General features: G+C 56.8%; 18 protein-coding genes and 1 pseudogene. 11 read left to right on the top strand and 8 right to left on the bottom strand.

Features of this window, described 5'->3' with window-relative positions:
* Nucleotides 1-170: 170 nt before the first annotated feature.
* Nucleotides 171-413, bottom strand: coding sequence for a hypothetical protein (locus V1280_RS14655; protein ID WP_334538642.1), 243 nt, complete (start codon nucleotides 411-413; stop codon nucleotides 171-173).
* On the opposite strand from V1280_RS14655, the pseudogene rfbC (V1280_RS14650) reads away from it, so the two are divergent.
* The 9 genes and pseudogenes from rfbC (V1280_RS14650) (at nucleotide 303) to V1280_RS14610 (ending at nucleotide 13,824) form a co-directional block, all read left to right on the top strand.
* Nucleotides 303-829: pseudogene (rfbC, locus tag V1280_RS14650) on the top strand (dTDP-4-dehydrorhamnose 3,5-epimerase). The gene V1280_RS14655 and the pseudogene rfbC (V1280_RS14650) overlap by 111 nt on opposite strands.
* 565 nt (nucleotides 830-1,394) lie before the next feature.
* Nucleotides 1,395-2,213 (top strand): ABC transporter permease, encoded by an 819-nt coding sequence (locus V1280_RS14645; protein ID WP_334538305.1) that lies wholly within the window; start codon nucleotides 1,395-1,397, stop codon nucleotides 2,211-2,213.
* A complete protein-coding gene (locus tag V1280_RS14640; RefSeq protein ID WP_334524958.1) occupies nucleotides 2,203-3,552 on the top strand; it encodes an ABC transporter ATP-binding protein in 1,350 nt (449 codons plus the stop codon). Before V1280_RS14645 ends, V1280_RS14640 begins: the two co-directional genes overlap by 11 nt.
* Nucleotides 3,545-9,145, top strand: coding sequence for a rhamnosyltransferase WsaF family glycosyltransferase (locus V1280_RS14635; RefSeq protein WP_334524955.1), 5,601 nt, complete (start codon nucleotides 3,545-3,547; stop codon nucleotides 9,143-9,145). The genes V1280_RS14640 and V1280_RS14635 overlap by 8 nt, the downstream gene beginning before the upstream one ends.
* Nucleotides 9,146-9,344: 199 nt before the next feature.
* The gene (rfbF, locus tag V1280_RS14630; RefSeq protein WP_334524953.1) at nucleotides 9,345-10,112 is read left to right on the top strand and encodes a glucose-1-phosphate cytidylyltransferase; all 768 of its coding nucleotides are present in this window, start codon (nucleotides 9,345-9,347) and stop codon (nucleotides 10,110-10,112) included.
* Nucleotide 10,113: 1 nt separating this feature from the next.
* Entirely contained in the window at nucleotides 10,114-11,196 is a 1,083-nt protein-coding gene (gene rfbG / locus V1280_RS14625; RefSeq protein ID WP_334524951.1) for a CDP-glucose 4,6-dehydratase, read from the top strand.
* Nucleotides 11,193-11,744 carry a dTDP-4-dehydrorhamnose 3,5-epimerase gene (rfbC, locus tag V1280_RS14620; protein WP_334524948.1) on the top strand — a complete coding sequence of 184 codons (552 nt, stop codon included), beginning with the start codon at nucleotides 11,193-11,195 and terminating at the stop codon, nucleotides 11,742-11,744. Before rfbG ends, rfbC (V1280_RS14620) begins: the two co-directional genes overlap by 4 nt.
* Complete coding sequence (locus tag V1280_RS14615; RefSeq protein ID WP_334524945.1) at nucleotides 11,741-12,967, top strand: class I SAM-dependent methyltransferase; 1,227 nt, start codon at nucleotides 11,741-11,743, stop codon at nucleotides 12,965-12,967. The genes rfbC (V1280_RS14620) and V1280_RS14615 overlap by 4 nt, the downstream gene beginning before the upstream one ends.
* Entirely contained in the window at nucleotides 12,964-13,824 is an 861-nt protein-coding gene (locus V1280_RS14610; protein ID WP_334524942.1) for an NAD-dependent epimerase/dehydratase family protein, read from the top strand. The genes V1280_RS14615 and V1280_RS14610 overlap by 4 nt, the downstream gene beginning before the upstream one ends.
* 166 nt (nucleotides 13,825-13,990) lie before the next feature.
* Here V1280_RS14610 and V1280_RS14605 read toward each other — a convergent pair whose 3' ends face one another.
* Both V1280_RS14605 and V1280_RS14600 read right to left on the bottom strand, forming a co-directional pair.
* Complete coding sequence (locus V1280_RS14605) at nucleotides 13,991-15,769, bottom strand: hypothetical protein (protein ID WP_334524940.1); 1,779 nt, start codon at nucleotides 15,767-15,769, stop codon at nucleotides 13,991-13,993.
* Between the two features lie 139 nt (nucleotides 15,770-15,908).
* Nucleotides 15,909-16,559 (bottom strand): hypothetical protein, encoded by a 651-nt coding sequence (locus V1280_RS14600; RefSeq protein ID WP_334524937.1) that lies wholly within the window; start codon nucleotides 16,557-16,559, stop codon nucleotides 15,909-15,911.
* A gap of 910 nt (nucleotides 16,560-17,469) precedes the next feature.
* On the opposite strand from V1280_RS14600, the gene V1280_RS14595 reads away from it, so the two are divergent.
* Together V1280_RS14595 and rffA are read left to right on the top strand one after the other, a co-directional pair.
* Entirely contained in the window at nucleotides 17,470-19,479 is a 2,010-nt protein-coding gene (locus V1280_RS14595; protein ID WP_334524935.1) for a hypothetical protein, read from the top strand.
* 251 nt (nucleotides 19,480-19,730) lie between these two features.
* On the top strand, nucleotides 19,731-20,882 hold the full coding sequence (gene rffA / locus V1280_RS14590; protein WP_334524932.1) for a dTDP-4-amino-4,6-dideoxygalactose transaminase: 1,152 nt from the start codon (nucleotides 19,731-19,733) through the stop codon (nucleotides 20,880-20,882).
* A gap of 194 nt (nucleotides 20,883-21,076) precedes the next feature.
* Here the strand turns inward: rffA and V1280_RS14585 are convergent, their stop codons facing one another.
* From V1280_RS14585 to V1280_RS14565, 5 genes are all read right to left on the bottom strand, one after another.
* Nucleotides 21,077-21,745 (bottom strand): acetyltransferase, encoded by a 669-nt coding sequence (locus V1280_RS14585; RefSeq protein WP_334524929.1) that lies wholly within the window; start codon nucleotides 21,743-21,745, stop codon nucleotides 21,077-21,079.
* Between the two features lie 167 nt (nucleotides 21,746-21,912).
* Nucleotides 21,913-23,184 carry a class I SAM-dependent methyltransferase gene (locus V1280_RS14580; protein WP_334524926.1) on the bottom strand — a complete coding sequence of 424 codons (1,272 nt, stop codon included), beginning with the start codon at nucleotides 23,182-23,184 and terminating at the stop codon, nucleotides 21,913-21,915.
* 26 nt (nucleotides 23,185-23,210) lie between these two features.
* Nucleotides 23,211-24,188 carry an NAD-dependent epimerase/dehydratase family protein gene (locus V1280_RS14575; protein ID WP_334524924.1) on the bottom strand — a complete coding sequence of 326 codons (978 nt, stop codon included), beginning with the start codon at nucleotides 24,186-24,188 and terminating at the stop codon, nucleotides 23,211-23,213.
* Nucleotides 24,185-25,246: a Gfo/Idh/MocA family protein gene (locus tag V1280_RS14570; RefSeq protein ID WP_334524921.1), complete on the bottom strand. Its 1,062-nt coding sequence runs from the start codon at nucleotides 25,244-25,246 to the stop codon at nucleotides 24,185-24,187. The genes V1280_RS14575 and V1280_RS14570 overlap by 4 nt, the downstream gene beginning before the upstream one ends.
* Before the next feature lie 85 nt (nucleotides 25,247-25,331).
* Nucleotides 25,332-25,880 carry an NUDIX hydrolase gene (locus V1280_RS14565; protein WP_334524919.1) on the bottom strand — a complete coding sequence of 183 codons (549 nt, stop codon included), beginning with the start codon at nucleotides 25,878-25,880 and terminating at the stop codon, nucleotides 25,332-25,334.
* Nucleotides 25,881-25,885 lie beyond the last annotated feature (5 nt).

The following is a 25,885-nucleotide window of genomic DNA, read 5'->3' as shown; positions in this document are numbered from 1 at the left end:
TCGAGCTGCCCGGTGCTGCGGAACCCGGCAAAATGCCGCACGAACCACACTACGCCCGTCACACCGCGAGCATAGTGGGGATCGGCACGTCCAAGTAATCTTTGTATCCGGCCATTTAACCACGGTTGTGAAGCCTAGCAACACCTTATCTGACCTGTGAAGTCAATAGGTTACCGGTCAGATGTCGACCCAATTCGCGGTCTCACCCGGTTGTGCAAGTTCATCAAATCGGGCAGTTGGGGCAATTGACGAAGGAAAGATAGCGTATGCAGATTGAACCCCTGAATTTGCCCGGCGTCCTGTTGATTGCGGCCAAGAAGCCGGATGATTCTTGCGGTTTTTTCTCTGAGATATTTCGTGCCGATCTGTTTATCGCCGCGGGCGGCAACGCTGTCTTTGTGCAGGACAATCATGTGCGCTCGACGCAAAGGGGGGGCGTGCGCGGACTGCATTTCCAGACCCGCCCCGTGCCCAGCGCAAGCTGGTCTGATGCACGATTGGCGCCATCCTTGACGTGGCCGTCGATATCCGCGCCCGGTCGCCCACCTTCGGAAGGCGCGTTGCCGTCGAGCTTTCCGCCGAGAACTGGCAGCAACTGTGGATTCCGCCCGGTTTCGCGCATGGTTATGCAACCTTGCAAGGCGATTGCGAGGTCATTTACTAGGTGACGGACTATTATGCGCCTGATTGCGACCGCGGCATCGCATGGGCCGATCCGGCGCTCGGTATCGATTGGCGCCTCGCATCGTCGGAAGCGGTTCTCTCAAACAAGGATCGCATGCAGCCGAGGTTGGCGGACATGCCATCAGCGTTCACGTTCGTAACGTAAAGGGGGGATGCGGGTCATTGTCACCGGAGGGGCGGGCTTTATCGGTTCGGCGGTGTGCCGTCACGGCCGGAACCGGATTGGGAGGGTGGAAGGGCATATGGAGCATGTTTGACCGCAAGCCGCTACTCGGAAACCTTGTATGTTGGTTTGACGTTCCACGCGTTTATCCGCGGTCGGACGATTAGCCCTGATCGTGGACGTATTTGGGACAGAATTGCCCTGCGTCAGAGCGGGATTAGATTGTGCTGCACTGCACCGGTTGGTAAATAGGCCAGCGAGGGCGGGGGTGTATGGGCAGCGGCGCTAGAGCAGCTTTTCGCCCATGTTTGAGCCGTTTCCAAAGTTTCAGTGAGAAGCAGATGTGCGTTCCCGAGAATGTTTACCGTTACGGTGCACGGCCTGACCCGTCCGGGTTTTCAGAGCAATGCGTAACAGCGTCTGCGTCCGTGCGTGGCATCATTGGGTGTGTTCTTGATGTTGCGGTGAGGCGGATCATCCACTGCCAGGTGTCGTTCAGCGACGAATCGCCGGTTGTGCGATTTGCAGCTGCAGGGGTTTTTGCTTGATGCAGTTTTTTTCGATTTCTCCGTTGAAAATGCTGATAAGTCTTTGGCGCAATCGCAGTTTGATGCGAGCTTTGGTCCACCGGGAAGTGGTTGGGCGCTATCGCGGGTCCGTGATGGGGCTGTTTTGGTCGTTTTTCAATCCTGTTTTGATGCTGCTGATTTATACCTTCGTCTTCAGTGTTGTTTTTAAGATGCGCTGGAATGTCGGCAGTGATTCAAAGTCCGAATTTGCGATGGTGTTGTTTCCCGGCCTCATCGTGTTCTCGCTGTTTTCAGAATGCCTCAATCGCGCGCCGAGCCTTATTCTGACCAATGTCAACTACGTCAAGAAGGTGGTTTTCCCGCTCGAAATACTCCCTTGCGTGGCCCTAGGGTCTGTGGCTTTTCACGGAGCCGTCAGTTTGTTCGTGTGGTTCGTCGCTTATCTGTTTTTGTTCGGCGTGCCGCACCTCACCGTCGTACTGATACCCTTGGCGTTGCTTCCGTTGCTGCTTTTCACCTTGGGGGTAAGCTGGTTTCTGGCCTCGCTCGGCGTCTATCTGCGCGACGTCTCGCAATTCATGGGCATGATCACCACGGTCTTGATGTTCCTGTCGCCGATCTTCTATCCCGTGGATAAATTTCCAGAAAAATATCGGAGCCTGCTTTACCTCAATCCGATCACGCCCGCGATCGAGCAGGCCAGGGATGTCTTGTTCTGGGGGAAGGTGCCGGATCTTTGGTTTCTTCTGATCTATCTTTTGTTGGGCGCGATCGTCGCTTGGTGCGGCTTCGCATGGTTCCAGAAGACACGCCGGGGGTTCGCCGATGTCCTCTAAGGAAACTGCGATCAAGGTTGAGAATCTCAGCAAGTGTTATCAGATCTACAACAAGCCGCACGACCGTCTGAAACAGTCATTCTTTCCGCGGCTGCGTGCGCTGATCGGCAAGGCGCCGCGGCAGTATTTCCGGGAGTTCTGGGCGCTGAAGGACGTTTCGTTCGAAATCAAACGGGGCCAGACCGTCGGCATCATCGGCCGCAACGGCAGCGGCAAATCCACACTGCTGCAAATGATTTGCGGAACCTTGAATCCGTCTGGCGGCAAGATCGAAATTAACGGCCGCGTCGCGGCTCTGCTGGAACTTGGGGCAGGTTTCAATCCCGATTTCACTGGTCGCGAAAATGTCTATATGGCCGCCACGCTGTACGGGCTGACGCAGGATCAAATCGGTGCGCGTTTTGACCGCATCGCTACATTCGCGGATATTGGTGATTTCATCGAGCAGCCGGTTAAGACCTATTCGAGCGGCATGTATGTGCGGCTGGCGTTCGCAGTGATCGCACATGTCGATGCGGATATTCTTGTGGTCGATGAAGCCCTGGCGGTCGGGGACGCCGTATTCACCCAGAAGTGCATGCGATACATTCGCGAGTTTCAAAAAAAAGGCACCCTGCTTTTTGTCAGCCACGACACCGGCGCAGTACAGAATCTCTGCGAGTCCGCGATCTGGCTCGGACATGGCCAAATTCGGTTGACGGGAACGTCCAGGGAGGTTTCGGAAACCTATCTGCAATTTACACTGCAGGAAGTCTATGGCGAAGAGGCCAAGCTGATTTCGGTGGTGTCGGCCGCGTCCGAGACGTTACCGGTCGATCCTGGCGGCTTGCCGGCTGTAGATTATGGCGGGCTTGCCAGCGTGCGCGACAATACGGCTGTCGCGACCGGCTGGAAAACGGGCGTCGCCGAGATCGAAGGCGTTTCACTAACGAAATTGTCGGCTGGTCCCGAAGGAATTTATGAGGGCGGCGAGCAAGTCCGAATGACGATCCGCGCCAAGGCGACCGCAGCGCTCGGAAAGCCGATACTCGGATTCTTGGTCCGCGATCGGTTGGGGCAGGATCTGTTCGGCGAGAATACGCTGCCTTTTACCGACCGGATGCCGACCGCTATCGGGTGTGGCGCGGCGTTCGAGGGCGTGTTTGAATTTCGTCTACCGATGCTTCCGAACGGGCAATACGTTGTCATGGCGTCCGTCGCGGACGGCGATCGCTACGAAAACATCCAACACCACTGGATGCACGACGCGCTGATCATCAATGTGGCCTCGAGCAAAATTCGATACGGGCTCGTCGGCATTCCGTTCGAACGAGTAGAGTTGCAGGTTACCAATGATTAGACGGACCCTTCACGACCTCTACGCCAACCACTCCGGAAATGTGTCAGACAAGTGGTCGCTTTATCTGGACGAATACGATCGCCTGTTTGCATCGATGTGGGATCGCCCGGTGCGGCTGCTCGAGATCGGCGTCCAGAATGGGGGCTCGCTCGATGTCTGGTCGAAATTCTTTCCGAACGCAGAGGCGATCGTCGGCTGCGACATCAACGCCGATTGCGCGCGCCTGACATATGACGATCCACGTATCAGCGTGATCGTCGGCGATGCGAATGCGTCCGAAACGCAGCGCCGGATCCTGCAGCGGTCCGGGCACTTCGATATCATCATCGATGATGGATCACATCTCTCCTGCGATATCGTCAAATCTTTCGCACTTTACTTTCCTATCCTTGCCGAAGGCGGTTTGTTCATCGCCGAGGATCTTCATTGCAGCTATTGGAATAAATTCGAAGGCGGATTGTACTATCCCTATTCCTCCATGACCTTTTTCAAGCGCCTTGCCGACGTCATCAACCATGAACATTGGGGAATACCCAAGGCGCGCGGGGAAGTATTGCGCGGCATCTTCGACAAATACGACTGCGGGCTCGCCGAGGACACATTGGCGCTCATCCATTCCATCGAATTTATCAATTCAATGTGCGTTGTGCGGAAAGCGCCCACCGCCAGCAACGGTCTGGGTCACCGCATTATTTCCGGATCCAGGGAGCTCGTGCTCCCGGCCAACGAGGAATGGAGCGGCAGGCCCTACGAACTGGATCCGATCTTCAACCAATCCAACAACAGTTGGAGCAACCGGCCAGCAGCTCCCGACGAGATGCTTCCTGAAGCGGAGCGTGCGCTGGCCGAAACGACACAGCTGCTCTCCAAGCTGCAACAGCAAAACGCCGTGCTGACGCAGCAGCTCGATGACATCCACCGTTCGAAGAGTTGGCGAATCGCCTCCGCGCTGCGACTGACGGCCGGGCGTATGAAAACGACAGTGAACGTGGCCAGGCGTTTTGTTCCGATGCGCTCGGCTGCCGGGCAGTCAATGCTCCGTTCGATCACGGGCTTCGATTCCAGCAGTACAAGAATTTCTGCCAATCTTCGCAAATTGTTGTTGCGTCGTGGTCTTGTATTTTATCGTCAACACATGAGGCACACTCAATTGGGCCGAACCATCGGCCAAAAGATTCGTGATCGCGGGCTGATATCGACTTTCGACTTGCACTCCAGCGCACTTGCTGATGGCACTTTGGAGATTGCGGCTCATCAATCTTTCGACGCCTCAGATGTCGAGGTCGATTCCCGGGTGCCCGGTTTCCATCTCAGCCCTCCGCTCAATTTCGAAGTCGCCGACGAGTTGGCTTTGCATCCGTGCGTAAACGTGTTGCTGCCAAGCCTCCGGCTGAAGAGTATGTCGGGCGGACCCAATACAGCCCTGCTACTCGCGTCGATGCTTGCCGAGCGCGGCGAGCGCGTCCGTCTAATCGCTTGCGATGCGTCGTTGGATGGCGAGGACGCGGCGTTGTTTCCCTTTATGGAAACGCTTTTGAACCGACCGGTCGCGCGCGACCGCATTGAAATTGTCGATGGCTTCGACCGGACAAAACCGATCTCGATCGGCACCCACGACGTGTTTCTCGCCACCGCATGGTGGACGGCGCAAATGGCGAAATACGCTATCGCTAAGACCGCGTGCAAAGTCTTCATCTACTTGATTCAAGATTTCGAACCGATCTTGCACGAGGGGTCGACTTTTCAGGCGCGGGCGCTTGAAACCTATGGTCTGGCGCATATTCCGGTCATCAATACCGAGCTGCTGCTCGATCATCTGGTGCGGGAAAGAGCCGGCCGATTTTCGGATCCCGCATTCGTCGCCGATGCTATGTGGTTCAATCCTGCGCTGGATCGGACGCATTACTTTCCCAGCGAACCCCAGCCTGGCAAGAAGGTCCTGCTGTTTTACGCGCGCCCCAGTGTTGCCCGTCGCAATCTGTTCGAAATCGGTGTCGTCGCACTGCGCAGAGCAGTGGCGTCCGGTGCGATCGACAAGGACAATTGGGAAGTCTGGGCGATGGGTGAAAAGCTGCCGCCGATCGCGCTCGGCGAAGGCGTCATGCTGAACCCGCTGCCATGGATGAGCTTCGATGACTATGCGAAGCGTGTCCGCACGGCCGATCTTCTGCTATCGTTGATGCTGTCGCCACATCCGAGCTATCCACCATTGGAGATGGCTGCCTCGGGCAAACTGGTGATCACCAATAGCTTCTCGGTCAAGACTGCAGAGCGGATGAGGGCGTTTTCGCCCAACATCATTGTCGCGGAGCCAAATGCCGAGAGTGTGGCTCAAGCGCTTGAAAATGCCGCGGGGCGCATCAATTGCGGCTTGCGAAGTCACGATCCGGCGGGTGCGATCGGACTGCCGACGGATTGGGACGAGAGCCTCTACGGAATCGTGTCGAAACTGATCCCGCGGCTGAAGACATTGCGCGAACCTCCAGGGGAGCAGGCGCGGCAACGAGCGCTGGGCCTGCCGTCTGTTCCAAGGAGCGACTACGAGGCGTATCGTAAGGCGAGACTCGCGGCTCGTCGCAGCGACGGCACGTACGCGCAGGAACCTGGTTTGCTGTGCTTTGTAACCTCAGCTTACAATACGCCCCCTCAGTTTCTTGAGGAGCTCGGCAACAGCGTATTCTTTCAGGATGGAGGGATGCATTTCAAATGGTTCATCCTCGACAACGGGTCCACTGAACCGGGCACCCGCCGCGCTCTGGAAAAGCTTGCCCTGAATCCCGACGTCCGGCTTGAACGCGTCGAAAGCAATTTGGGCATCATCGGTGGAATGAGGTTTTGTCTCGAGCACGCGACTGGCCGATATATTTTGCCGCTAGACTCCGACGATCTGATCGAGCCGGATTGCGTTCATGTCCTGACACGTTTCATTCAGGACAACGACTATCCGGCGCTGTTGTTTACGGACGAAGACAAGCTGGACGCCGGTCGCTTCAATACGCCATATTTCAAGCCGGACTGGGATCCGGTGCTGTTCCTGCACTCATGTTACATCGCTCACCTTTGCGCGATCGACCGCGAGCTTGCGCTGGAGCTTGGGTCGTATAGCGACAAGTCCTCCGAGGGCTGTCACGACTGGGACAGCTTCATCCGCTTCATGCTCGCAGGCAAGAAGCCGTTTCATGTTCCGGAAGTGCTCTATAGCTGGCGGGTTCATGCAGCGTCAACGTCAGGAAATATAGAGTCGAAATCCTATATCACGGAGTCGCACCGACAGACCTTGCAGCGGTTTCTTGACAGATCCGGCGTCCGCGACATTGAACTCGCGAACAGTCCGCTATTTCGATACAATGTGGACTGGTGGTTTCGGCGGATGCAGTCCAACCCGCGGTCGATTCAGAGCATTGTGATCGCCAGAGGAAGCAAACATTCTCCGGAAGCCACAGCTGCGAGCAATTCGTCCGCCAGCGCGCCGACGTTGCTTGCCGGTGCGCCGCAACGCGTTGTGCTCATCGGCGGCAATTCCGGTGAACTGGCAAATTGTGTTGAAAACGTCGATAGCGATCTCATCCACCTGTGTTGGAAGGATGTTGCTCCGCTCGACGACGGCTGGGAATGGGACTGCATGGCTCTGCTGGAGCTGTTTCAGGACGCGGTGATGGTCGGTGGGACGCTGCACGACGGCACCAGGATCGTCGATGGGCCGCGTGTGTTCGGTTTCGGCGAGGGTTGCGATTGTCCGGATCAAGGCCGCGAACTGGGTGATCCAGGCTACGGCGCGCGGATGTGGAAGCCGCATTCTGCGTCGGCCGTGTCGACAGCGCATTGCGTGATCAAGACGTCGTTCTTGAAGGAATGTCTCGGCGAATTGCGACGAGAAGGAATCGCGGTTGAAATGCTGGGGCCGTGGCTGGGCGCGTTGGCGGCGGAGGCGGGCAAGCGGGTCGTTTACTCGCCTTTCATGCGCGCACGGGTGCCGGCTTCCGCCGATATGGTGAGTCCGAAGGAGTTGACCGCGCGTTGGCTGTCGCGTTTCTGGTCGCTCATTCCGGGCCAAACCACTTATTCACCAAGGCTGGGTTTGCAACGCGAGCAGGCGTACAAGGAGGTTGATCCGGACGCTAACCGCCAGCATCTGGCCCGACTGCAGTCTGGAGTGCTGACTTACTCCGCGTGGCTCGATATGCACCTCGCCAATCGGCAATCGAGCTATCCGCTTCCTGCGAGCGTCGCGTCGATCTCGCTCATCACGACAGTTTACGAAGGCTCCAAGATCGAATTGCTCGATGCGCTGGCCGCGTCGATCGTCGGACAGACGCTCAAGCCTGCCCAATGGATTATCGTGGCGCACGGGCCGATCGCCGCGGCGTCATTGGAGCATATCCTGCGCGAAGGCGCCGATCATTGGGCCGCAACCGTCATTGTGGAGCAGAACCCGCTGGGGATCATGGGTGCCATGCGTCGTGGGCTGGAGCAAGCCCAAGGCGATTACATCGTCTCCGTGGATGCGGACGATCTCCTGACCTTGGATGCCATTCACATCCTGACGAGTTCGATCGCGCGATTGAACTCGCCGGATCTGATTTTCTCCGACGAAGATGCGCTGGTTGAAGGCAAGCCGGTGTCGCCCTATCTCCGTGCGGCGTTCGATCCTGTGCTCAATCTGGACAGTTCGTATATCTGGCACTTGTGTGCGATCAACCGACAACGGGCACTCTCACTCGACGTCTACACCGATCCAGACGCTACATGGTGTCATGACTGGGACAGTGTGATGCGGGTTGCCAATGCCGGCGGGAGAATTGAGCACGTTCCGGAAGTACTCTATCATTGGCGCCAGCATGCAGCTTCCACCACCCATAAGCCGGAAGGAGATGGGCGTTCGCTTGAGTCGGTGAAGCACGTGCTCGAACGTCAGATCGCTCGTTTGCCTGCGCCTGAGCGATTCTGCGTTGCGGATTGGCCAGAACATCGCGGCGCGCGTGAGCTGTATATTGCGCGAAAGGCCGCAAAGTTGCCGCAGCTGATCTGGACCGGCGATATTGCAGGCGCCGGGGATGTCGATCCGGAGGCAATTCTGGTGTTCGCCGCGAGCGGTGTGGTGATTCCGTCTCAGCAAGCCGTTGCCGAGGCCGCCCGCTTGTTTGAGTTGCATCCGGCCATCGGCGCGATCGGAGGCGTCGTGATCGGCCATGACGACTTCGTGGTGGACGGCTGCTGCATGATCAATCGCACTGGCGCGCTGGAATCGCCCTGGCTCGGCCGCAAGGAGACGTGGCCTGGTCCCTACGCGCTTGCATCGAAGCCGCAGACGGTGGCGACAACGGGCAATTCTCTGGCCTTCTTCAGGGTCGCGGCCCTGAAACAGGCCGGCGTTTGGCCGCCGGAGGCCAGTGAGCAGTCGCTTTGTTCCCCCCGTGATATCTGCATTCAGCTCGCCAAGGCCGGGTGGATGACCGCATTCTCACCTCTTGTGCGCGCGCGCGGTGGCATTGCAGCTCGTCGCGACGCAATCGGCGGTCGGAAGTGGCCCCACGCTCCACGGGAAAGGCAAGCCCTCGTCCGATATGGTACCGAGCTCGGATACCGCGGATAGCAGGGTGACCTCAGCGGCACCGGCGCGGGCTCGGTAAGCCGGATATTCTTGATATCCGCCGGGCGTGTTAGTATGGGTTATCGGGCAATTTCCCGATAAAAGCGGGCATCTGCGGTCCATCCGCCCGGATGTTCCCATGGGAAGCGCCGACGACAGTCGCGGTTGCGCAGTGCTGTTCGAAGATCGAATGAGAGATAAAATGAAAGCGATCATTCTCGCCGGTGGTTTGGGCACCCGCATCAGCGAAGAGTCCCATCTGAAGCCGAAACCGATGATCGAGATCGGCGGCAAGCCAATTCTTTGGCACATCATGAAGATGTATTCGCACTACGGAATCGACGATTTCGTGATCTGCCTTGGCTACAAGGGTTATGTCATCAAGGAATACTTCTCGAATTATTTTCTGCATACATCCGACGTCACCTTTAGCATGCGCGAAAACAGCATGGAGATTCATCAAAAATTCGCGGAGCCCTGGCGCGTAACGCTGGTCGACACCGGTGAATTGACCATGACCGGTGGGCGTCTGAAGCGTGTCGCGCGCTATATTGGCGACGGGACGTTTTGTTTCACATACGGCGATGGTGTCGCCGACATCGATATCTCGGCTCTCGTCGCCAATCATCGCCAATCTGGACGGCTCGCGACCGTAACGGCGATCCAGCCTCCGGGCCGCTACGGCGCGCTGCATATCGAGAACGATGCCGTCGAACATTTCCAGGAGAAGCCGGCGGGCGACGGCGCCTGGATAAATGGCGGGTTTTTCGTGCTGGAGCCGGGTGTGCTGTCCTATCTCGGCGGTGATGACACGGTGTGGGAGCAGCAGCCTCTGCAGCGCCTGGCCGCCGAGGACCAGTTGTCGGCCTATCGCCATGGCGGCTTTTGGCAGGCGATGGACACGCTTCGGGATAAGAATCATCTTGAGGAATTGTGGTCGTCCGGGAAAGCCCCCTGGAAGAGCTGGTGATATGTTCGGCGATATTTATAGGGGCCGCCGTGTATTGGTGACCGGGCATACCGGCTTCAAGGGGAGCTGGCTCACGCTTTGGCTTAAGCTGCTCGGCGCGCGGGTGACAGGAATTGCACTTCCGCCGGAGACCGATCCGAATCATTTCGGACTGCTCAATCTCGATATCGAGTCGCACTTCATCGACATTCGCAATGAAGGACCGCTTCGCGACCAGATCCGGAAGGCCGAGCCAGATGTCGTGTTTCATATGGCTGCCCAACCGCTCGTGCGGCGATCCTACCGCAGTCCGCTAGAGACGTGGGCCACCAACGTCATGGGAACAGCGAATGTTCTTGATGCTTGCCGCGAGGCTCGGCATCTTGCCGCGATTCTCGTGGTGACCACCGACAAGTGTTACGAAAACAACGAATGGGTCTGGGGCTATCGCGAGACCGACCGTCTGGGTGGCCACGATCCTTATAGTGCGTCCAAGGCAGGCAGCGAGCTTGTTGCGGCCAGCTATCGGAGTTCGTTTTTCAGCGGGCCCGACGCGCCGTTGCTGGCCACCGCACGCGCCGGCAACGTCATCGGCGGTGGCGATTGGTCCGAGGACCGACTGATTCCCGATCTCGTCCGTTCGATCAAGCAAGGTAAGCCGGTGGAAATCAGGTCCCCGAAGGCGACGCGGCCCTGGCAGCATGTGCTTGAATGCCTCTCAGGTTACCTCACCCTTGGACAAAAATTGCTGGAGCGTGACGGGGCCTTTGCCGAGGCCTGGAATTTCGGGCCCGATCGCGAGGGCAACCGTCAGGTTCAGCAGGTCCTCGATACCATCAAGCAGCGATGGCGAGCCGCGCAATGGCACAACACCGAGCAGGTGCAGGCGCATGAAGCCCATTTGCTCCAGGTGGATAGCGACAAGGCGCGTCAGCGCTTGCAATGGCGCCCGGTATGGACCTTTGAGGAGGGCGTCGCAGCCACCGCCGAATGGTATCAAGCTTGGTTGGAACGCAGCGAGATCATCAGCGCCGCTCAGCTCGAGCGTTACATCGAGCGCGCCGGCGCCCGGGAGCTGGCGTGGGCCGAGGGTTTGATTTCATGAAGCTCGTCGAAACCAGCATCGCGGGCGTCTGGATCGCGGAAAGCGTTGCCCGTCAGGACCCGCGTGGGGCATTCTCCCGGCTGTTCTGTGCCTTGGAGGAACTGGCAGTTGTCGGATCAAGATCGATCGTCCAGATCAATCAGTCGATCACCCGGCGTGTGGGCGCCATCAGGGGTCTGCACTACCAATTGGCCCCGCATGCCGAAATGAAGATCATCCGCTGTCTCAAGGGACGCGTGCTCGACGTGGCGGTAGACTTACGCAAGGGATCGCAGACATTTCTAAAATGGACGTCGGCTGAACTTTCGCCGGACAATCACCGCGCTCTGATCATCCCCGAAGGATGCGCCCATGGCTTCCAGGTGTTGGAACCGGATGCCGAACTACTTTATTTGCACACTGCGTTCTATATGCCCGAAGCAGAAGGAGCCGTCCGCTTCGACGACCCAATGATTGGCGTGGATTGGCCACTGGAGCTGACCGATTTGTCCGAGAGGGACCTCAATCATCCGCTTCTTGCTAAAGATTTCAAAGGGATCGTCATATGAAATGCCGCCATTGTCACAACGAGCTTGAACACGTCTTTCTTGACCTCGGTCACGCGCCGCCATCGAACGCCTATCTCTCAGCGAGCCAGCTGCGCGCCCCCGAGACAACGTTTCCGCTGAGACTCTATGTTTGCGATACTTGCTGGCTGGTTCAGACCGAAGACTATGCGGCGGCCGACGAATTGTTTTCGCGCGACTATGCCTATTTCTCTTCGACGTCGCGTAGCTGGCTACAGCATGCGGCGACCTACGTGGAGAAAATCACTGATACCCTGAAATTGAACAGGGACAGCTTTGTGATCGAGGTCGCCTCCAATGACGGCTATCTGCTGAAGAATTTCGTCGCCGCGGACATCCCCTGTCTTGGCGTCGAGCCGACCAACAGCACGGCCGATGCCGCCGAAAAAATCGGTGTGCCGGTGTTGCGCAAGTTTTTCGGCGTTGAAACTGCGACCGGTCTGGCAGAGGCTGGCAAGCGCGCCGACCTAATCTGCGGCAACAACGTTTATGCCCACGTTCCGGACATCAACGACTTCACGGATGGCCTTCGCATCGCCCTGAAGGAGGGCGGGACGATCAACCTTGAATTCCCACATCTGATGAACTTGATCCAGCTCAATCAGTTCGACACCGTTTACCACGAGCATTTTTCCTATCTCTCGCTGACCACCGTCGTTCGCATTTTCGCCGGGGCGGGACTGCGCATCTTCGATCTCGAGGAACTGCCGACCCATGGCGGTAGCCTCCGGATCTACGGATCCCACAAGAATGATCCGCGGCAGACGCAACCGACGGTGACGGATATGCTTGAAAAAGAGAGCGCCTATGGCTTGCGGGATCTCCCGGTTTACCAGGGCTTCCAGCGCAAGGCGGACAAGGTCAAAAACGATTTCCTCGAATTCCTACTCGCGCAAAAGCGCGCCGGCAAATCGGTGGCGGCGTATGGCGCCGCGGCCAAGGGAAACACGCTGATGAACTACGCCGGCATCAAGCATGACCTGATCGATTTCGTCTGCGATGCCGCGCCGTCGAAGCAAAACAAGTTCATGCCGGGCAACCACATGCCGGTCCTTCATCCGGACGAGATCGCCAAGCGCAAGCCGGACTGGGTCGTGATCCTACCGTGGAATATCGCCGCCGAGGTGCTGCAGCAGCAGGCGCAGGTCAAATCATGGGGCGGTCAGTTCGTGATCGCGGTCCCCGAGATCAAAGTGCTCGCATGAAGATCTGGGTGACAGGCGCCACCGGCTTTGTCGGACGGCATGTCGTCCACGAACTCCTGCAGCGCGGGCACAGCGTCACCGCCATTGCCCGCGATGCCGCACGCGCGCAGGCCATGCCGTGGGCGCGACAGGCCACATTCATCGTCTGCGATCTGATCACCGACCACGCAAAGCTCCTGAGCGAACACGCATTGCCCGATGCTCTCGTACATCTGGCATGGCCAGGTCTGCCGAACTACCGTAACTTCTTTCATGTCGGCACCAATCTGCGCAGCGATCTGAAATTTCTTCCGGCGGCCGTTGCCGCGGGCATTCCGCAGATCATGGTCGCCGGCACCTGCCTCGAATACGGCATGCAGAACGGACCGCTCGCAGAAGACTTCGCGACTGTACCTCACACGCCCTACGGCTTCGCCAAGGACACGCTGCGCAAGAGCCTGCAGATGCTGCAGCAGGAACATCCTTTCACGCTGCAATGGATGCGGCTTTTTTATATGTTCGGCGAAGGCCAAAATCCGAACAGCCTGCTCGCGCATCTCGACCGCGCCATCGATCAGGGCGATGCTGTTTTCAATATGTCTATGGGCGACCAATTACGCGACTATCTGCCAATAGAGGAAGTCGCCGTGAACTTCGTGTTGGCCCTGCAGCATCCTGCGATCTGCAACGGCATCATCAATTGCAGCAGCGGTCGTCCGACCTCGGTCGTCGACTTAGTGACCCGTCGCTGCATCGAGCGCGGAAGCGGCATTCGGCTCAACCGCGGTCACTTTCCATACGCAGATTATGAGCCTATGGCGTTCTGGGGCGTCCCTGTCAAATTGAATGAAGCGCGTAACGCTTCACGGGCACGATAGTTTCGCAATGTGACCATTCATGCGCTGAGCTTTGCTCAGAATTCCGACTGCTCTGTGGCGCCTCTACGGCGCTTCAACGACGCTCGACGCTGCCTCGTTTCGCAACGGCTGCAGCAAGTATTCATGCGGCCATTTTATTCAAATTCGGAACGCCAGCGAACGAAGTCTAGCGATCGTACTTTATCGTCAGGCCGATTTGACTTCTGTCCTCGCGCTTAACGCCGTTGACCTCTGCAGGCTCGAGAAAGGCATCGTTCGAAAAAAATAGCGGAATTCCGACGGGGTTCTGAACGGAACTGTCCTTTGCTCGGAAGCTAAGCATTACTTCCTCCGCCACCGTCATATTGTTCATTCTGACTGTAACGGTTTTCCAGTCCGAAAGGTTTGTTGTCGAAAATGCCCCCTCGCCAAGTTTGGCCCATGCGTCGCCCTTTCGGCCGAGCGCTTCCCAATAAACATCATAAGGGGTTGGTTTGTTTCCCCAAGTCGCGACCTGGAATGAAACCGACCTTACAAATGGGTACATGGCGCGAAAACGCTGGCTGATGACTGAAGCTGATGTTACGGGCAGCGCGGTAACGAATGTTCCAGAATAAATAGGAAGCTGCATATGCGCGACCGAGCGATAAGGACCGATCTCTAGCCGAATGAGATCAGCTCTTCTCGCCAGGAAATAGTCCAGATTTGGATACGCTTGCTCACGCGTTTCGGCTGGCTGAATTTCAGTAGAATAATTTTCTGCAAGCCAGTCGTCGTAACTTCCGTATGCGGTGTAAACTTTAATTCCACGGACGTAGCTTACTGTTGTCAAGACAAAGAGAACAGCTAGCGCCGCTCCGTGCCAACGTGCGAACTTTACTTCACTGCGCGCAAATTTCGCGGCATAGTAGAAAACAAGTCCGTAGAGTAGGAATGCCGCGAAAATGCTGTAGCGGCTGGAGGCCGCCGTGCTGATAGCATCGTCACCATGCGCTCGACCCCACGCAGTGACAATGGCGCAAGCTCCGGAAAATGCGGCGAAAGTAATGAATACCCTTGCTTCAGGCCGTGTATGCAGTTCGGTCAGCGACCGCCAAGCGGTGATGCCGCCGGCACAGATGAGGAGTGCGCCACAAATGCCGTTTAGGAAATTGTTATTTGGAGGAGCGATTGTGGCGGAAAACCAGAGAAGACTTCCCAAAGGATTGCCGATGTATACAAGCAGGAAGGCGATAAAGTCGAAGACTGCAGGCCTCGGTCCGTTTGAGAGGGGCACGCCTGGCAAATACAGAATGTAACAAGCGATAAGATTGATGATCCAGAATACGCACCATCTGTCCAGCGCGAATTTGTTTGGTGTCGTCGCCTGATGGAGTAAGATCATGATTGGAAACACGAAAAGACCTTGGCTGTTCGAGTAGGTCGCGACCCAAGTTAGGGTGGCGGCAAATACGTTTGCTGACGCCGACTTCGGCGCGAGAGAGACAATAAGAAGAGCGCTCACAATGCCAAAATGGGCCAATGTCGCGATCAACATTAAAGACCAGACGTGATTGTTTGCTCCGACTGGAGAACATGCCAACGCGCTGACCAAGAGAGCGGCGGTCAATAATGCGATCTCTGACCGACCTGCCAACACCTTCCACAGTGCAAAAAGGAGCGCCAGGAGAGAGCCATAGACGGTCATATATATGTATATGAACTCGGACCGTATATCCCAATTCGTGAGAGCGGCGTTTGCGACGAATATCAGCCGGGGAAACAGTGGCCGCGCCTGATTTTGCGGCTCAATCAAGCTGTGGAACGTCAACGTTCCATCGAAATATTGAACGACCTGTCTGGCGGTCTCGAGATGGTCCCAGAATGGAAAAGTTATTGCGCCATACTGGATCATTAAAAGAAGATACATCGGTGGTAGAAAAATGCCGACCTTGAGGGTTGCGATTATTGCTGATCGACGTGTCACTTTGCTTCCCTAAAGACTACGATGGCTCTTCACTCTCGGATTGATGAGACTGACGGATTATCGGTTGAGCTGAACTTCTGATCTGGCACGCATCGAACATCACTCGACGTGAGATATTACGCCATGTTGGCCAGCTGTATTAACGCGAAAACTCGACGTTAGACCAATAGGTGTGGTCGTATGCTGGGTCAGTTTCTGGCTTCGGCGCGGTTTCGAAAACGAGGTCGATGGGCGAACTGCCGGTTGTTGCTCCGAGGTCGATGTCAGTCAATGGAAGTGTGATTTTGTGAAGCCCGCGGTCCGGGTGGACTATGGCTGGATTCAGGAGTGCGGACCAAATCGGCTTTCGCTTCAGGTCGCCGGCATTGCCGGTTAAGCGCGCATAAAGGCCCAGAAGATTGTTGGTGTTCACAAATAGCCAGCTCCGAGACCCCAGCGAGTAAGGGAGTAGTGTCTGATCGATCAGCATTATTCCCAAGCAGCACAACGCAGATACAGCAAGCCCGAAGCGGCGGCGGATGGTTTGGCGACGTAGCTGAGCATTCCATGATAAGGCAAATAGTATGACGAAGTTGATGAATAGCACCTGCAAGAGCATATTACCGCCGAATGCATATCGGAGGCCGATATACTCAATGCCGAGCACGAAAAGCCCTGCGAGGCACAGGCTTGCTGATTGGCTGCGATATCGAATGGCCTCGCCGAATATCCAGATCGGCGGTAGGGCGATTGCGACATAAAAAAGAGCAATTTGGCGCAAGTTAAAAGGCTCTAGCCAGCCCTTCGGCATCGCATCACCATATCCGGAAGACACTTCCAGTGAGCGCGAAACCCAGAGGGGAAAATTTTCTGGCCGCTGACCAATCAGGCACCATGCGAGCCCGAGGCAAGAGTTGTTGGGTGACCTTCGCGACAGTGGCTTCTTCGATGGGGGAATGCATCTTTTCCAGGGCCTATCACCAATCAAGCTAGCTCGGATGTCGCTCCGGCAAGTTTAGAATTTTCTCGGGAATATCAAGAGGATTCGAGATCCTCAAAGCGATGTCGCAAAGTTTTCCGGCATGATGCCGAAAACAAGCTTTAGCGTAGCACGCATAAAGGTCTTTTGCTATAGATGCACGGGAGGATAGGCGTGGCCTGCTCATGCAATGCGCCTATCTGCTCTGGTTCCATTGCTGACCTGACGGTGCAGGGGGATGGCTTTTTTGGGTTCGATTCCGAAGCCTGGTTGTCTCGCTGAAAGTCCATCTGCTACACAGGAATTGCGCGATTTGTCTAATATTTAATAGATGAAAGAGTTGCCGCGCGGGACGCCTGCTCTCCGCGCGCAGCAATCGCAGTCTTGACATCAAAGTCGAAGCCGCTGTGTCGCTTGTTGACAGCCAGCGGAAATGTTGCGGGCCATATTGATGATAGAGATTTGGCAATGATTCGAAGTGGCGATCTGTTTGAGGACAGCCTGATTTTGTCCGCTCCCAAAATGGCCGTCGTCTTTGATGCCGAATGCACGTTGTCAAAAGGCCTCGATTTACACTGGTGTTAGGTGCGGAATGCGGATAATTCTAACTTTGAAATAGCACCGGTCGTTACCTCGTATGCCTCTCGACTTTCCAGCTGTGCCACCCGCGACGGTTCTTCCGGCTCGCGCGAGACATCATAGCGCGACACTCGATGTAAAGGAGCCGACGGGCACACTTGACGTGAACGTTGCGTTCGTCGCTTCCATCGTGGCTTTTGCTATTTGCGCAGTTACGTTCGCTATTCTGTACATACTGACCCAGTATCCCGTGAGACCCTTCACGGCTTATGATGGTACTCCATTTCCTGGTTATAGCGTAGCACGTCAGTACCTCACTCATAAGGTTGTCGTTGGTTTCATCGCGCTACTCTGTCTTTTCATAATCTTGGCTCCAAGCGGTACTCTCCGTTTTGAGAGACTTACAGCGTCGACGAAGGCAGCTATCCTAGCTGCATTGACGTTCGTTGCAGCCCTTTTTCTGGCTGTGACCGTTTGGCATTTTGCTCGCATTCCTCCGTGGAATGCGCCGATGTTATGGGCAAAGCATTACGCGTTGCACGCGGTGATCTCGCCATTTCAGTCTGGCGTAGCCGGAATTGTTTTCGCTTCCTATCTTATGACCTGCGCCAAAGTAGGCGCGATAAAAAACTCAAAACTTATATGGGGTGCAATTCTTGTATATGCCGGCGTGCTCGTCGCTCCAGGCATGATTTTGCCGATACGGCTCGACAGCCTGCCGCCTGGCGAGATCGAAAGTTCTTTCTTCCACTACTCGGCTCTTTTCAACACTAAAACAATGTTGGCGGGTGGCCAGCAACCTACAGACCTCGGTTATGGCATCGGTTGGAATGTGTTCTTTGCCGCGATAGAGAGAATGTGTGGTAAGTTGTCATGGGCCGACGATATTCGTTTTGTACAAGCGGGAAATGCCGCATACGCGGCCTTAAGTATTCTGACGTTATTTGTCTGGCTTCGAAGCCGTCCGTTGATTGCCTTGGCGACGTCGCTTTTGGTGCTTCCTTGGGTGCATACGCTGCATGCGGGAATATTTTTCCCAAATCAAACGGGCTTTCGATTTATCTTCTTTCCGGCTGTCTTGCTCGCCATCGGTTTGATGCGAAGCACTCCATTGCCGGTGCTCACATGGGCATTGGGTGTTTTCTGTGGACTTTCAGCGCTCTGGAATTTTGAGACCGCCATCGCCCTGTCAGGTGGGCTGATCGTCTATCTCTTTGTTCGACTTTCTTCATTGTCGCTGCGAACGATTGCGCTAACGACAACTTTGTTTCTCGTCGGTGTTCTGACGGCAGCAATTCTTTTCCAGCTAATTGTGGGTTTGGTCTTTGGCTTCGTGATCCCGCCCGAAGTGTTCACCAAGTTTGCCCTTGGTCGTGCAAGTGCGATCAGATACTTTGGTCAGAATCTGACTCCTAATCCGGTCATGATCGTGAGTTTCGCCTTGTCGTCGTGGTTTCTTGTTTACGGCGCAGGGGTTCGAAGTCGCCGACCGGTGTCGATCGAAATAGCTGAAGGCATGGCGTTGGCGACGATTCTGATTCTATGGGCTGCCTATTACTTAGTGCAGCCAGATGAATGGAATTGTTGGAGCTACTTCTTGCCTCTGTCCCTTCTGGCGGTAACCGCGTGGCAAGTTCTAACGCCAGCCAGAGGTTCTCGACTCTCATTCGGAGTCGGACTGGCTGCGATTCTATCCATTGGCATGGCGATCGGGCCGGTCATCTACCGAAATCAACTGTTTGCGATCGCGGCGATCCATTCTTTTATCGGAACAGATGGCCCGCCTGCTTCGGCGCATATTTCCGGAGTTTACATCAACCCAATCGATCGAGAACGGATAGAAACTAGGCTTTCGGAGCTCGGCGACGTCTCAAAGAACAGCATAATTTTCAGTGGGGACACTTATCTCCTTGCCAAATTCACCAACAGATCTCTCAATTTTTGGCTCATCGATCCGGCTTATGTCCTGCAGACGGATGTTGAGTTCGAGGAGTTGATGAGGCAGGTCAAAGCCCAGCGGCCTGATGAAATTCTTTTCGATAAAGCCGAAAGCCAGGCTCTCGATAACCCACATCGTCGGTATTTTGCGTTAATGCGAGCATCGCTGGAAAGTGACTATACCACGTCTGACGAGCGAAAAGGATGGACCCAGTTACGGCGCAAGGACTTGTAAGACATGGTCTCGGACCTGGTCGAAGTCTAGAACGCTCCAACGCTGCGATGGCTCCGAAGTCGAAAGCGTTGCAGTCAGTACTGGGCGAGACAGGCGGTGAGGAGAAGCATTCGGTAATGGAGCCAAATGCAGTCCCATTTCGTTGCATTTATTCGCTCGCATTGAACGTTGATTCCGGGGGGCTAAACAGGCAAGTTGCTGAGCCTATGAATTGGAGGCTCGGCGCCTCCGCGAGCCAGTGAAGCAAAAAAGTGACATCAGATTTTATTCCGTTCAATCGGCCGTACGTGACGGGCAATGAGCTCGACTATGTCGCTGAAGCGCATCGTAACCGTCATCTCTCCGGCGACGGCCCCTTTACTAGACAGTGTCACGATTGGATAGAAAAGCGAACCGGTTGCGCCAAAGCGCTGCTGACGCACTCGTGCACGGCTGCGCTCGACCTCGCTGCGCTGTTATTAAATTTTGCATGCGGCGACGAAGTTATTATGCCGTCATATACGTTTGTATCGACTGCAAACGCGGTCGTGTTGCGCGGTGCAGTGCCGGTGTTCGTCGACATCCGGGAAGACACGCTAAATCTGGATGAAAGTTTGATCGAGGCGGCGATTACGCCGCGTACGCGTGCGATTGTCCCGGTACATTACGCAGGTGTGTCGTGCGATATGGATTCGATCATCGCGATCGCCGAGCGTCATGATCTGCGAATTATTGAGGACGCGGCACAGGGCGTGTTGGCAGGCTACAAGGGCCGTGCGCTCGGCGCCATCGGAGATCTCGGCAGTTTTAGTTTTCATGAAACCAAGAATATTATCTCGGGTGAGGGGGGAAGCCTTCTTGTGCGAGATTCCAACCTGGTGGCGCAGGCTGAAATCATTCGTGAAAAGGGTACCGATCGGGCCAGCTTCTTTCGTGGCGAGGTAGATAAGTATACTTGGCGAGATGTCGGATCCTCACTTCTACCGAGCGAAATTATTGCTGCTTTCTTGTGGGCACAGCTCGAGCAGGCGCAACGCATTACCGAGGAGCGTCTAGCGATCTGGCGACGTTATCATGAAATGCTGGCGCCACTGGAAGCGCAAGGCCTGTTGCGTCGTCCGATCGTGCCGGCCGATTGCCAGCACAATGGACACCTGTACTACATTCTTCTCGCACCGGAGATCGATCGTCATTCTGTCCTCAACGAACTCAGAAAAAATGAGATCAACGCGGTGTTTCATTACGTCCCGCTGCATTCTTCTCCGGGTGGCAAGCGCTTTGGACGTGCGCATGGAGATCTACCGCTGACCACGTCGCTCTCGCAGCGGCTGGTCAGGCTACCGATGTGGCTCGGCTTGAGCGCGGCGCAGCAGCAGCGGGTCACCGATGTATTGGGAGCGATCCTGCGGCAGAAGGCGCGATGATTGCTGCGACCACGATGACACTATGCGGTCCCGTCGCTAAACGACCGATCATCTGTGCAGAAAACATCTGCCTGAATAGATCGACACGATGTCGCAAGGCTCAATCTCGCGAGCCCAAGAAGGTTGTGCGTGCCCATGGTTGATCTCCGATCGGAACAAATACAACGCCTAGGCGCTTCCAGGACATGGCGGACTCAAATATGCCGGAGACGACTGCTAGGGACTGCCGAGCGCTCGGTTCCCCGTGGTGCGACGACCGAAAAATCCGGTTGATCCTCTAAAACCAGTGCGCCGGCGCCGAGCACGCACTGTTTCCCGATGTCGACGTGATCGCGGATCGTGACATTAACGCCGACGAAACTTCCCTGTCCGATGCGGACGCCGCCGGACACCACTACTTGGGAAGCAAGAAAAACGTCGTCCTCGATGATTGAGTGATGACCGATATGGTTGCCGCTCCAGAGCGTTACGTTGGCGTCAATTTCGGCGAAGGGCTGAATGGTATTGTCTTCCAGAATCAAACAATTCTCTTTGAGATCGAATCCAGGAAACACTGTCGCGCGGCGGCTCATATAGGAGACGAGGAGATAGCCTTTGGCGCGTGCTGATGCGACCTTCTCGGCGCGAAGAGCGTTGATTTTCGCGTAGCTAACGGCCACGAAAAATCCGTAGTCCTCCGGCGGAAACTTCTCACTGATTTGCTCGAACGCCACCACAGGGCGTCCGCGAAATTCCTTTTTCTTCAGATAAGCGTCATCCACCGTGAAACCGGCTACTTCGAAGTCGGAGTCTTGATCGAAATAAAAATCCGCCAACTCCGCGATTTCGCCAGTCCCAAAGACGATGATCCGCTTCGTTTTCAATTGATTTGATCCTTACCGGCCAACGGCCTTCCTGGGTCGTGTGTTGTACGCCGAAGTGATAAGGCCATCTCGAGGCTTGACAGCTCTCCGTCCCTTGCACGGACACGAAGCTACAGACCCGTCAGACGTCTCGCAAGGAGCACGTTTTCCTATGTGGCCGAAACACCTCAAAGGAGCACCCTTGGCACCGGCAGCGGTGTCACCAGCATGCCCTTGTAGCCCTTGGCGCGCAGCTTCGGCGCCAATTCATCGGCGATGTGCCAGGACAGGATGATGGCGCAGTCGGGCTGGTCCTCGAACATGCGGCTTTCCTCGACCACCGGGATCAGTGTGCCCGGCATGCATTTACCGATCTTCAGCGAGCCCTCGATCTCGCAGACATAGTCGATGATCGCGGAGTCGAGACCGACATAATTCACCAGCGTCGACGCGCGCGATGGCGCGCTGATGCCGCAAATGCGACCGCCCTTTTCCTTGACCTCGCGAATCAGCGCATGAAGCCGTTCCTTTGAGAGCATCACGTCTTGGCGGAAGCTGGCGAGGCGTTTGCGCATTGCGTCGCCGGTGGGCTCGCTGGCAAGCAACTCCCGCACGCTGGCCTGCACCGGTCGCGTGCCCTTGCGCGCGGCATAGACCCGGATCGATCCACCATGGGTCGGAATCTTGCGGGCGTGAAACACCTCCAGGCCATGCATGCCGAGTAGATGGGCGAGGCTACCGACGGTGTAGTGCCGCAGATGCTCGTGATAGACGGTGTCGTATTGCAGGTCGTCGAGCAGCCCGATCAAGTAATGCGATTCCGAAATGAATACGCCGTCGGGCGCCAGCATTTCCAGTATGCCTTCGACGATCGCATGCACGTCCTCGATATGGGCGAAGCAATTGGCCGCGGTGATCACTTTTGCGGCGCCATACTTCTCCTTCACTTCGCGTCCGACTTTCTTCGAGAAGTAGCGCTGGATGGTCGGAATGCCGCGCTCATTGGCAATCTTCGAGACATCGGTCGGCTCGATGCCAAGAATGCGGTGGCCGCCCTTCTGGAAGTTCGAGATCAGTGTGCCGTCATTGGAGCCAATGTCGATCACCAGGTCGTCCTTGGTGAGGCCGAGCAACTTCGAGGACTCGGCATAGAGGTCGGCGAAGTTCTCGCGCAGGATCCGCGTCATGCCGCTGGTGTAGGGATATTCTGGCGGGAAGATGATGACAGGGTCGACGGCGACGCCGAGCTGCACCAATTCGCAGCTCGAGCAATACATTAGGTTGGTTGGAAACCAGATCTGCTGCTTCTGGACCGCGCCAATCGCGACCATCTGGTTCACCGGCGGCATGTAGCCAAGCGACAGCACCGTCTCCAGGGGCTCATGGCCACAGATCTGGCAGCACTCGACAGGAACACTTCCACCGCTACCGGCGCCTCGCGCAATTTTGGTTGGGAACATGGGAAATCTCCAGAGGGGCGATGGGATTAATGTTTGGGCGCCAGATTGTCGTTGGCCCAGTACCAGTCGACGGTCGGACCGAGACCCTGTGCCAGCGGGACGTTCGGCTGGTAGCCGAGCTTGGTGAGTTTCGCGATATCCGGACACCGGCGCTCGGTGCCGCCGGCCGGCCCGGGCTTTTCGATCAGCTCGATCTCACGGCCGCCATGCGTCGCCACGCGGCTGGCGAGATCGGCGATCGTGATCTCCTCGGTGGTACCGATATGATAGATGCCTAGATGTTCACCCTTGTCGCGCATCACGAGTACGCCGGCGACCAGATCGTCGACATGGCAGAAGCTGCGGGTCTGCTGGCCGTTGCCCTGCATCTCGAACGGCAATTTGCCGACTGGACGCTTAGCTGCGACGTCTTTAACCCGCTTTGCGAATTGTGGAACCACATGCTCCCAGCCCATGTCGGGGCCATAGATATTGTGCGGACGGAAGATCAGCACGCGGTCGAAGAACTTGCGGCCGTAATTGAGCGCCATCAACTCGCTAATGATCTTGCCGCCGCCGTAGGAATAGCGCGGATTGGTTGCGTCGGGCACGATCAGCGGCGCGCTTTCGTCAGTCGGCACGTGCGGCGGCGTCTGATACACTTCCGAGCTTGACGCCAGCAGTAGCGAGCGAACGTTTTCGCTGCGGCAGGCATCAATCACGTTGATCATGCCCTTAACGCCAACATCGAGCACCAGTTCGGGAGCGCTGTAGAAAAACTCAGTGCCGTTGACGAAGGCGAGGTGGTGCACCTCGTCCACGCCGCGCACCGCGCGAGCTACCACCGAGGCGTCGCGGATGTCGCCGCTGATGAATTCGATGTCGCCTTCGACGTCCTTTAGACGCCGCGGCGCTCCGCGCGAATTGTCGTCGAGCACGCGGACAGCATGACCATCTCTCACCAGTGCCTTGACCAGTGCAGAGCCAATGAAGCCGCTGCCGCCGGTGACGAGAATAGAACTCACGCCTGCTTCTCCATGACTTCTGGGCCTGTATCGAGCCAACCGCGGGTGTTATTTGCACGCCGAGCGGTGTCGAGCAAGGTTTGAACGCGGTAGCCTTCGGCAAAACCGGGGCGGGCCGACTGGCCACTCAGGATGGCATCAAGGAAGTCTGCGGCGAGACGGGATACCGGTGCGATCCGACCGTCGGCAGGAAAATCGCGATCCAGGGGATCGGTGATCTCGATCGGAGCCAGGGCCCTCTCAGGGCGCCGAGCCACGCGGAGTTCGAAGCCGCGCATATAGTCCGGGGTTTCGTTGATCAGCGTCAGTGTGCCGTCCTCGCCGTAGAATTCCAGCCGGTGGCCGGAGCCGAGATAGGAGGCGCAGCTCACGGCGAGGCTGCCGGATGCCCCAGAGCCAAACGCCATGCTGACTGCGGCGTTGGTTTCCATCGCCGGCTCGTCAGGCAAGCCTGTCAGCCTGGCGGACAGTCCGGTGATCGGGCCGCATAGCCATTCGAGGTAATGAAAGCTGTGGCTGACGAAGTTTCCCAGCGCGCCGCCGCCAACCTCGCCCATTGCCTTCCAGTTCTTGATCCGCATGCGGGTACCATAATTCTCGACGTTCCAGTTTACGGTGACGTGGCGCAGCCGGCCGATGGCGCCTTCATCCAGCAGCACCCTGGCCTTGCGCCATGCCAGGATCGCGGAAAAATTGAAATCGACCATGGTGGCGCGGCCGCTGGTTGCCGCCTTCTGTGCCATGGCCATGGCGCCCGCCACGTCGGCGGCCATCGGTTTCTCGGCGAAAACCGGCTTGCCCAGTTCGAGCGCACGGATTGCAATTGCCGGCTGCAGGCTCGGCGGTGCCGCGATGGTGACGGCATCCACGTCCGGGTGCTCGACGAGCTCAATCCAACTGCCCAATGCCAGCGGGATGCTGGCGGCCTGCGCCAGCTCCGCGGCGCGTGCGGCGTCGGTTCCGGCAAGCGCGATCACCTCGCAACGCGGATCAAGCCGGAAGGCGGGAAGATGGACGAGGCGACCGTAGTTGCAGCCGACAATTCCGATTCGGATCACGAAGCCTCCTGATGTTTTGCCGGCGTAGCTAGATTGACTGCCAATCTGGTCGGCATGAGGACGGTCGAGGGACGTGGGCGATCGTCTATTTGAGCGAGATGAAGGATCGGAGCTCCGCCAGCAATAGTGCGCCGAGATGCAATTGCTGAATGAATTCGCCTGACTTGATCATGTCAACGAGCTCAGACGGGGTCGCCAATACGACAGTAAGACCCGGCTCTGGCGTAAAATCGGCGATGCGCTCGCCGGTCTGCAAAAAATAGGAATGGATGCGGTTACTTAGACGTCCCGAGCAGGGTGCTGCGATTCCCAATGGGTAGATCGCGCGAGTCGGATAGCCAGTTTCCTCTAGCAGCTCGCGCTTGCAGCCCTCGGCCGGATCCTCCTCGAGCTCGGCCAGCCCGGCCGGCAGCTCCCAGGTAAACGTCTCGAGCGCGGGACGATACTGTCGCACCAGTGGAAAGCGTCCGTCCGGCGTCAGCGCGACGATGGCGAGGTAATCGAGCTGGGCGACCGCATGATAGACCTCCGTCGGTTCGTCGGGCGCGAACTCGACCTCTCGCGCAACGATATCAACCCAAGGCGAGATCGTGGTGGTCTGCCGGGATTTGATCTTCGGCCATGGCTCGTTCATCCGAC

The sequence above is a fragment of the Bradyrhizobium sp. AZCC 2230 genome, from assembly GCF_036924495.1.
Classification (GTDB): Bacteria; Pseudomonadota; Alphaproteobacteria; order Rhizobiales; family Xanthobacteraceae; genus Bradyrhizobium; species Bradyrhizobium rifense.
This window is presented reverse-complemented; position numbering and strand designations above follow the sequence as displayed.

Coding starts and splice junctions, on each gene's coding strand:
- V1280_RS14655 (WP_334538642.1), bottom strand. CDS start 413: ATGATTGTCCTGCACAAAGACAGCGTTGCCGCCCGCGGCGATAAACAG.
- V1280_RS14645 (WP_334538305.1), top strand. CDS start 1,395: ATGCAGTTTTTTTCGATTTCTCCGTTGAAAATGCTGATAAGTCTTTGG.
- V1280_RS14640 (WP_334524958.1), top strand. CDS start 2,203: ATGTCCTCTAAGGAAACTGCGATCAAGGTTGAGAATCTCAGCAAGTGT.
- V1280_RS14635 (WP_334524955.1), top strand. CDS start 3,545: ATGATTAGACGGACCCTTCACGACCTCTACGCCAACCACTCCGGAAAT.
- rfbF (WP_334524953.1), top strand. CDS start 9,345: ATGAAAGCGATCATTCTCGCCGGTGGTTTGGGCACCCGCATCAGCGAA.
- rfbG (WP_334524951.1), top strand. CDS start 10,114: ATGTTCGGCGATATTTATAGGGGCCGCCGTGTATTGGTGACCGGGCAT.
- rfbC (WP_334524948.1), top strand. CDS start 11,193: ATGAAGCTCGTCGAAACCAGCATCGCGGGCGTCTGGATCGCGGAAAGC.
- V1280_RS14615 (WP_334524945.1), top strand. CDS start 11,741: ATGAAATGCCGCCATTGTCACAACGAGCTTGAACACGTCTTTCTTGAC.
- V1280_RS14610 (WP_334524942.1), top strand. CDS start 12,964: ATGAAGATCTGGGTGACAGGCGCCACCGGCTTTGTCGGACGGCATGTC.
- V1280_RS14600 (WP_334524937.1), bottom strand. CDS start 16,559: ATGCCGAAGGGCTGGCTAGAGCCTTTTAACTTGCGCCAAATTGCTCTT.
- V1280_RS14580 (WP_334524926.1), bottom strand. CDS start 23,184: ATGTTCCCAACCAAAATTGCGCGAGGCGCCGGTAGCGGTGGAAGTGTT.
- V1280_RS14565 (WP_334524919.1), bottom strand. CDS start 25,880: ATGAACGAGCCATGGCCGAAGATCAAATCCCGGCAGACCACCACGATC.